This window comes from Actinosynnema sp. NPDC059797 (assembly GCF_042732085.1).
GTDB lineage: Bacteria > Actinomycetota > Actinomycetes > Mycobacteriales > Pseudonocardiaceae > Actinosynnema.
Genome location: NZ_JBHWIE010000406.1, coordinates 1 through 5,939, shown reverse-complemented (window position 1 = coordinate 5,939; position 5,939 = coordinate 1). Strand labels below are relative to the sequence as shown.

Below are 5,939 nucleotides of genomic sequence, written 5' to 3'. Positions count from 1 at the left end.
GCGCAAGACCATCCAGCCGGTGTTCCAGGCCAAGCGCGTCAACGGCAAGGCCGAGGTGATCGCGCAGGAGGCGGCCGGGCTGGTGGAGCGGCTGCGGCGGCGGGCCGGGGACGGGCCGGTCGACATCAGCGCCGAGATGACCGGCCTGACCCTGGGCGTGCTCGGGCGGACCCTGCTGGACGCCGACCTCGGCGCGTTCGAGTCGATCGGCGAGTCGTTCGAGGCGGTCCAGGACCAGGCGATGTTCGAGATGATGTCGCTGGGCGCGGTGCCGACGTGGCTGCCGCTGCCCCGGCAGCGCCGGTTCCGCCGGGCCCGCGCCGACCTGGACCGCATCGTCGCCCGGCTGGCCGCCGAGCGCGCCGCGAACCCGACCCCCGAGGGCGACGACGTGCTGTCCCGGCTCGTCGAGGCCCTGCGCCGGGAACCCGACGCGCGGGCGGGCCGGCTGCGGATGCGCGACGAGATGGTGACGCTGCTGCTGGCCGGGCACGAGACCACGGCCAGCACCCTGAGCTGGACCTTCCACCTGCTCGACCGCCACCCCGAGGTGTGGGAGCGAGTGCGCGCCGAGGTGGTGGAGGTGCTCGGCGACCGGCTGCCGACGGTCGCGGACGTGCACCGGCTGCGGTACACCACGACGGTGATCCAGGAGGTCATGCGGCTCTACCCGCCGGTGTGGCTGCTGCCCCGGCTGTCGCGCGGCCCCGACGAGATCGGCGGCTACCGCGTGCCCGCCGGCGCCGACGTGCTGATCTGCCCGTACACCCTGCACCGCCACCCCGCGTTCTGGGAGGAGCCGGACCGGTTCGACCCGGACCGGTTCGAGCCCGGCCGGGCGGACGGCAGGCCGCGCTACGCCTACATCCCGTTCGGCGCGGGACCGCGCGTGTGCATCGGCAGCGGGCTCGGCATGCTGGAGGCCACGATCGTGACCGCCGCGGTGGTGCGCGAGCTGCGGCTGACCACCGTGCCCGGCTACGAGGTGCGGGCCGAGCCGATGTTGACGCTGCGCGTGCGCGGCGGGCTGCCGATGACGGTGCGGCCGGTCGCGTGAGGCGGCGGAGGCGGGAAGGCGTCGAGGAGGGACCGGTTCCGATGCGGGCAACCCTGGTGCAGGTCGGTCTGCGCGGGCTCTCCACCGTCCAGGTCCGGCGGGTCCGGCCGGTGCGGTTCGGCGCGGCGGGCGGTGACGTGGCCCGGGTCTACCGGGAGCTGGAGCGCGATTTCGGCGTGCTCGCGCCGCCCGTCGCGCTGCACGCGCCGGCGCCCGACGTGCTGGCCGCGGCCTGGGTGACGTTGCGGGAGACGTTGCTGGTGCCCGGGACGGCGCCGCGCGCGGTGAAGGAGGCCGTGTCCACGGCGGTGTCGCAGGGCAACGCGTGCCCGTTCTGCGTCACCATGCACTCCTCCGTGCTCGACGACCTGGTGGGCGGGCGGGGCGGGGTCGAGCGGGACCCGGCGGCCCGTGCGGCGGCGGACTGGGCCAGGGCCAACGCGAGCCCCGACACGGCCGCCGCCCACCCCGTGCCGTTCCCGGCCGACCAGGCCGCGGAGGTCGTCGGCACGGCGGTCGTCCTGCACTACCTCAACCGGATGGTGAACCTGTTCCTGGGCGAGCTGCCGCTGCCGCCGGGCGCGCCCGCGGCGTCGATGGTGGTCGTGCGCCGGGTGCTGGTCCACCTGATCAAGTCGGCCGAGCGGCGCGGCCCGCGGCCGGGCGCGTCGCTGGACCTGCTGCCCGACGCGCCGCTGCCCGACGACCTGCGCTGGGCGGAGGGCAACCCCGCCGTGGCCGGCGCGTTCGCCCGGGGCGCGGCCGCGGTGGAGCGCGCGGGCCGCCGCTCGGCGCCCGACGAGGTGCGCGAGCTGGTGTCGGCGCACCTGGCGCGGTGGGACGGGCGGCCCCTCGGCGTGAGCCGGGCGTGGGTGGAGGAGGCGGTCGGCGACCTGCCCCCCGGGCACCGCGCGACCGGCCGGCTGGCCCTGCTCACGGCGCTGGCGTCCTACCAGGTCGACCAGGGCGTGATCGACGACTTCCGCGCGGTCTCGCCGACCGACCGGGCGCTGATCGACGTGACGTCGTGGGCGAGCATGGCCGCGGCGCGGCGGATCGGCGGCTGGATGCGGACGGGCTGAGGGCGCCGGTCGCGCGAACGGGAAGGGCCCGCTCCTGCCGGAGCGGGCCCTTTCGTCCACGTCGGACCCCGGCGCGCCGGTCACCCGACCCGGTCGGCCACGGGCGCGGTGCGACTGTCCAGTTCGGGCAGCGCCAGCAGGATCGGCAGGTCCAGCAGGCGCAGCAGCCTGGTCTCGACGTCGACCTCGACCGACTGCCCGGCGTGCACGAAGACCGGTTCGGCGTCCCCGACGAACAGCGGCCGCCGCTTCCACGGGCGCGGGTCGAGTGCGTTCACGGCCACCACGGCGACCCGGATGAACCACTCGCCCTCGGGCACGCCGTTGAGCTGGTACGGGCCCGAGCCGTCGCGGATGTCGCACGCGCTCGGCACGCCCTGGGCGATCGGGTCCCGGAACGCGCCCACGTACACGCGCACCGGCGTGCCCGCGTCCGGCACGCCGACCCAGCCGCACACCGCACCGCCCTGCGGGCCGCGCGCGGGCCCGGGGAACGACGACAGCGACAGGACCCCCGCGCCGGACAGGGCGCGGTAGCGGGCGGGCGAGACGCCGACGCTGCGGGTGAACCGGCTGGTGAAGGTCCCGAGGCTGTTGTAGCCCACCATGTAGGAGATCTCGGTGACGCTCGCCGTCGTCTCCAGCAGCAGCTCCTTGGCCTTGCTGAGCCGGATCGCGGTGAGGAAGCGACCCGGCGAGGTCCCGGTCATGGCCCGGAACACCCTGGAGAAGTAGAACTTGCTGAGTATCGCGGTGTCCGCCAGGTCCGCCAGGGACAGCGGCTCGTGGTAGCGGTCCCACATCGTGTCGATCGCGCGCTCTACCGCGTCCTGCACAGCAGTCCTCCCATTGCGCCGTTCGAGTGGCCATCGACGGACGAACTCCGGAATATCCCCCACCCGCGCGGCGGTCGCATTCCGCTCGCCGCGCCCACGATTCGTCGATCGTCGCCGTCCGCGCCCGGTGCGCGGATTTCGTCAAGTCCCTGTTGACGACGTTAGCAGGACAACGGTCCTGATTGGCCGTGCGCGGAGCAGTACCGCACGATGCAAGACGGTCGTCCGGCTTCATGGCGTTCTGTTACGCTCAGCCGGGAGAACATCGCGCAATTGTCACCCGATCGACCTATCCAGCCGGGAAAGCACGCTCAATTCGATCTTTGTAGCATAACATTGTTAGGCAAACAATAACGGCGTTGTGCAACACTGTCAAGGTGAGCCCGCGCAAGTTGGATCCCGAGCTCCGCACCGCCCTGGTCGACATCGCGGCGCGGCTGTTGGCCGAGCACGGCGCCGAGGCGCTCTCGACCCGCAAGATCGCCGCCGAGGCGGGCACCTCGACCATGGCCGTCTACACCTACTTCGGCGGTATGAGCGGCCTGGTCCGGGAAATGGTCCACGAGGGGTTCGCGCGCCTGGAGCGCCAGTTCGCGCGAGTGCGGCAGACCGACGACCCGGTGGCGGACGTGCTGGTGCTCGGCCACGCCTACCGGCACAACGCGAAGGCGAACTCCCACCTGTACGCGGTGATGTTCGGCGGCCAGTCGCTGGCCGGCTTCTCGCTCACCGAGGACGACCGCCAGTACGGCAGGTACACCCTCGTGGACGTCGTCGCGTGCGTCACCCGCTGCGTGGAGGCCGGCCGGTTCCGGGAGGCGGACCCGCTGCTCGTGGCGCACGAGCTGTGGATCGCCACGCACGGCCTGGTGAACCTGGAGCTGGGCGGCTACCTGATCGACCCGGTGGACGCCGACCGCTGCTACGAGGACCTGCTGCGCAGCCTCATCGTCGGGGTCGGCGACACCACGGAGGCGGTGGCGAGGTCGATGGCCGCGGCGAACCGGCGCGTGCGCCGCGAGGTCGCGGGCGCACCGCACGCGGTCGAGCCCCGGCGCTGACCGCGCGCCGGGGCCCTGCCCGAACCCCGCCTCAGAGCGGGATGTTGCCGTGCTTGCGCCGGGGCGGCTCGCCGCGCTTGTCGCGCAGCAGCGCCAGCCCCCGGGCGACGGCGGCCCGCGTCTCCGCGGGGTCGATCACGTCGTCCACCAGGCCGCGCTCGGCGGCGTACTGCGGGTGCATCAGCGCCTCGGCGTACTCCGCGACCAGCTCGGCCCGCAGCGCGGCCGGGTCGGTCGCGGCGGCCAGCTCGCGGCGGTACAGCACGTTCACCGCGCCGTCCGCGCCCATCACGGCCACCTCGTTGGTGGGCCAGGCGAACGACAGGTCCGTGCCGATGGACCGCGAGTCCATCACGATGTACGCGCCGCCGTAGGCCTTGCGCACGATCACCTGGACGCGCGGCACCGTGGCCTCGCAGTAGGCGTAGAGCAGCTTCGCGCCGTGCCGGATGATGCCGCCGTACTCCTGCTCGGTGCCGGGCAGGAACCCCGGCACGTCCACCAGGGTCACCAGGGGGATGCCGAAGGCGTCGCAGAAGCGCACGAACCGCGCGGCCTTCTCCGCCGCCGGGATGTCCAGCACGCCGGCCAGCACGCTCGGCTGGTTGCCGACCACGCCGACCGTCTCGCCGTCGACCCGCCCGAACGCGCACACCACGTTGCGCGCCCAGTCCCGGTGCACCTCCAGGAACTCGCCGTCGTCGAGCAGCTCCTCGACCAGCAGCCGCACGTCGTAGGGCCGGTTGGGCTCCACCGGGACGATGCGGGCCAGCTCCGGGCGCAGGTCCTCGGTCGCGCCGCACGGCCCGGCGGACGGCGCGCGGTCGAGGTTGTTGGAGGGCAGCAGCGACAACAGGTACCGGACCTCCTCCAGGCAGCTCTCCTCGTCGTCGCAGACGAACGCGGCCACACCGGACCGCTCGCCGTGGACCGCGGCGCCGCCCAGCTCGTCGTGGGTCACCCGCTCGCCGTTGACCGCCTGCACCACGTCCGGACCTGTCAGGTACATCTGCGCGGTGTCGCGGACCATGAACGTGAAGTCGGCCAGCGCGGGCGAGTAGGCCGCGCCGCCCGCGCAGGGGCCGAGCACGACGCTGATCTGCGGCACGACGCCCGAGGCGGCGACGACGCGGCGGAAGATGCCCCCGTAGCCGTGCAGGGACATCACGCCCTCCTGGATGCGGGCGCCGCCGCTGTCGTTGAGCGCGATGATCGGCGACCCGGTGGCGATCGCCAGGTCCATCACCTTGTGGATCTTGGCCGCGTGCGCCTCGCCGAGCGAGCCGCCGAAGACGGTGAAGTCCTGGGCGTAGACGAACACCCGGCGGCCGTCGACCGTGCCGCTGCCCGCGACCACGCCGTCGGTGTGCGGCCGGCTCGACAGCCGCAGGCCGGTGCCGAGGTGCCGCCGGTAGAGGTCGACCTCCACGAACGAGCCCTCGTCCAGCAGGAGGTCCAGGCGCTCGCGGGCGGTGCGCTTGCCCAGGGCGTGCTGGCGGCGCACCCCCTCCGGCCGGCCCGCCACGATCTCCTCGCGCAGCCTGCCGTGCGCCTCGCGCACCGCGTCCATGGTGCGCGGCGGCGGGCCGCCCGCGGGAGCGGCCCCGCCGTTCCCGCCGTTCCCGCCGGCCGCGCCGTTCCCCCTGGCCGGGCGCGGCACCTCCACCGGCACGAAGTCCACCTCGACGCCGCCCCGGCCGTTGCCGCCCCGCCCGTCGCCGCCCCGACCATCGCCCGCGGACCGCGCCACCACCTCGTCGGCCGACCCGGTCGTCACGGGCGCGCACCCCCCGGCGCGGGCGACGCCCCCCGGGACCAGCCGGCGCAGATACACATCGGACCCCGGCCGCGGGTGGGGGGCGCGGACAGCACCGGGGCCGCCGAATATTTTTTGGGGGCGGCC

Annotated in this window: 5 protein-coding genes; 3 read left to right on the top strand and 2 right to left on the bottom strand. The window is 74.3% G+C overall.

Translation table 11 applies throughout. The features are described 5' to 3' along the window. Together ACFV4N_RS38435 and ACFV4N_RS38430 are read left to right on the top strand one after the other, a co-directional pair. Window positions 1–1,057, top strand: a 1,057-nt coding sequence (locus ACFV4N_RS38435) for a cytochrome P450 (protein ID WP_499677602.1), incomplete at its 5' end; no start/stop codon positions are given. A 41-nt stretch (window positions 1,058–1,098) separates the two neighbouring features. Further along, window positions 1,099–2,139, top strand: a complete 1,041-nt coding sequence (locus ACFV4N_RS38430; protein WP_499677601.1) for a carboxymuconolactone decarboxylase family protein — start codon at window positions 1,099–1,101, stop codon at window positions 2,137–2,139. 80 nt (window positions 2,140–2,219) lie between these two features. On the opposite strand, the gene ACFV4N_RS38425 is transcribed toward ACFV4N_RS38430, so the two are convergent. After that, window positions 2,220–2,975, bottom strand: a complete 756-nt coding sequence (locus tag ACFV4N_RS38425; RefSeq protein ID WP_499677600.1) for a helix-turn-helix transcriptional regulator — start codon at window positions 2,973–2,975, stop codon at window positions 2,220–2,222. Window positions 2,976–3,352: 377 nt separating this feature from the next. On the opposite strand from ACFV4N_RS38425, the gene ACFV4N_RS38420 reads away from it, so the two are divergent. Beyond that, the gene (locus tag ACFV4N_RS38420) at window positions 3,353–4,036 is read left to right on the top strand and encodes a TetR/AcrR family transcriptional regulator (protein WP_499677599.1); all 684 of its coding nucleotides are present in this window, start codon (window positions 3,353–3,355) and stop codon (window positions 4,034–4,036) included. Between the two features lie 31 nt (window positions 4,037–4,067). Here the strand turns inward: ACFV4N_RS38420 and ACFV4N_RS38415 are convergent, their stop codons facing one another. Then, the gene (locus ACFV4N_RS38415) at window positions 4,068–5,606 is read right to left on the bottom strand and encodes an acyl-CoA carboxylase subunit beta (protein ID WP_499677603.1); all 1,539 of its coding nucleotides are present in this window, start codon (window positions 5,604–5,606) and stop codon (window positions 4,068–4,070) included. Window positions 5,607–5,939: the final 333 nt, after the last annotated feature.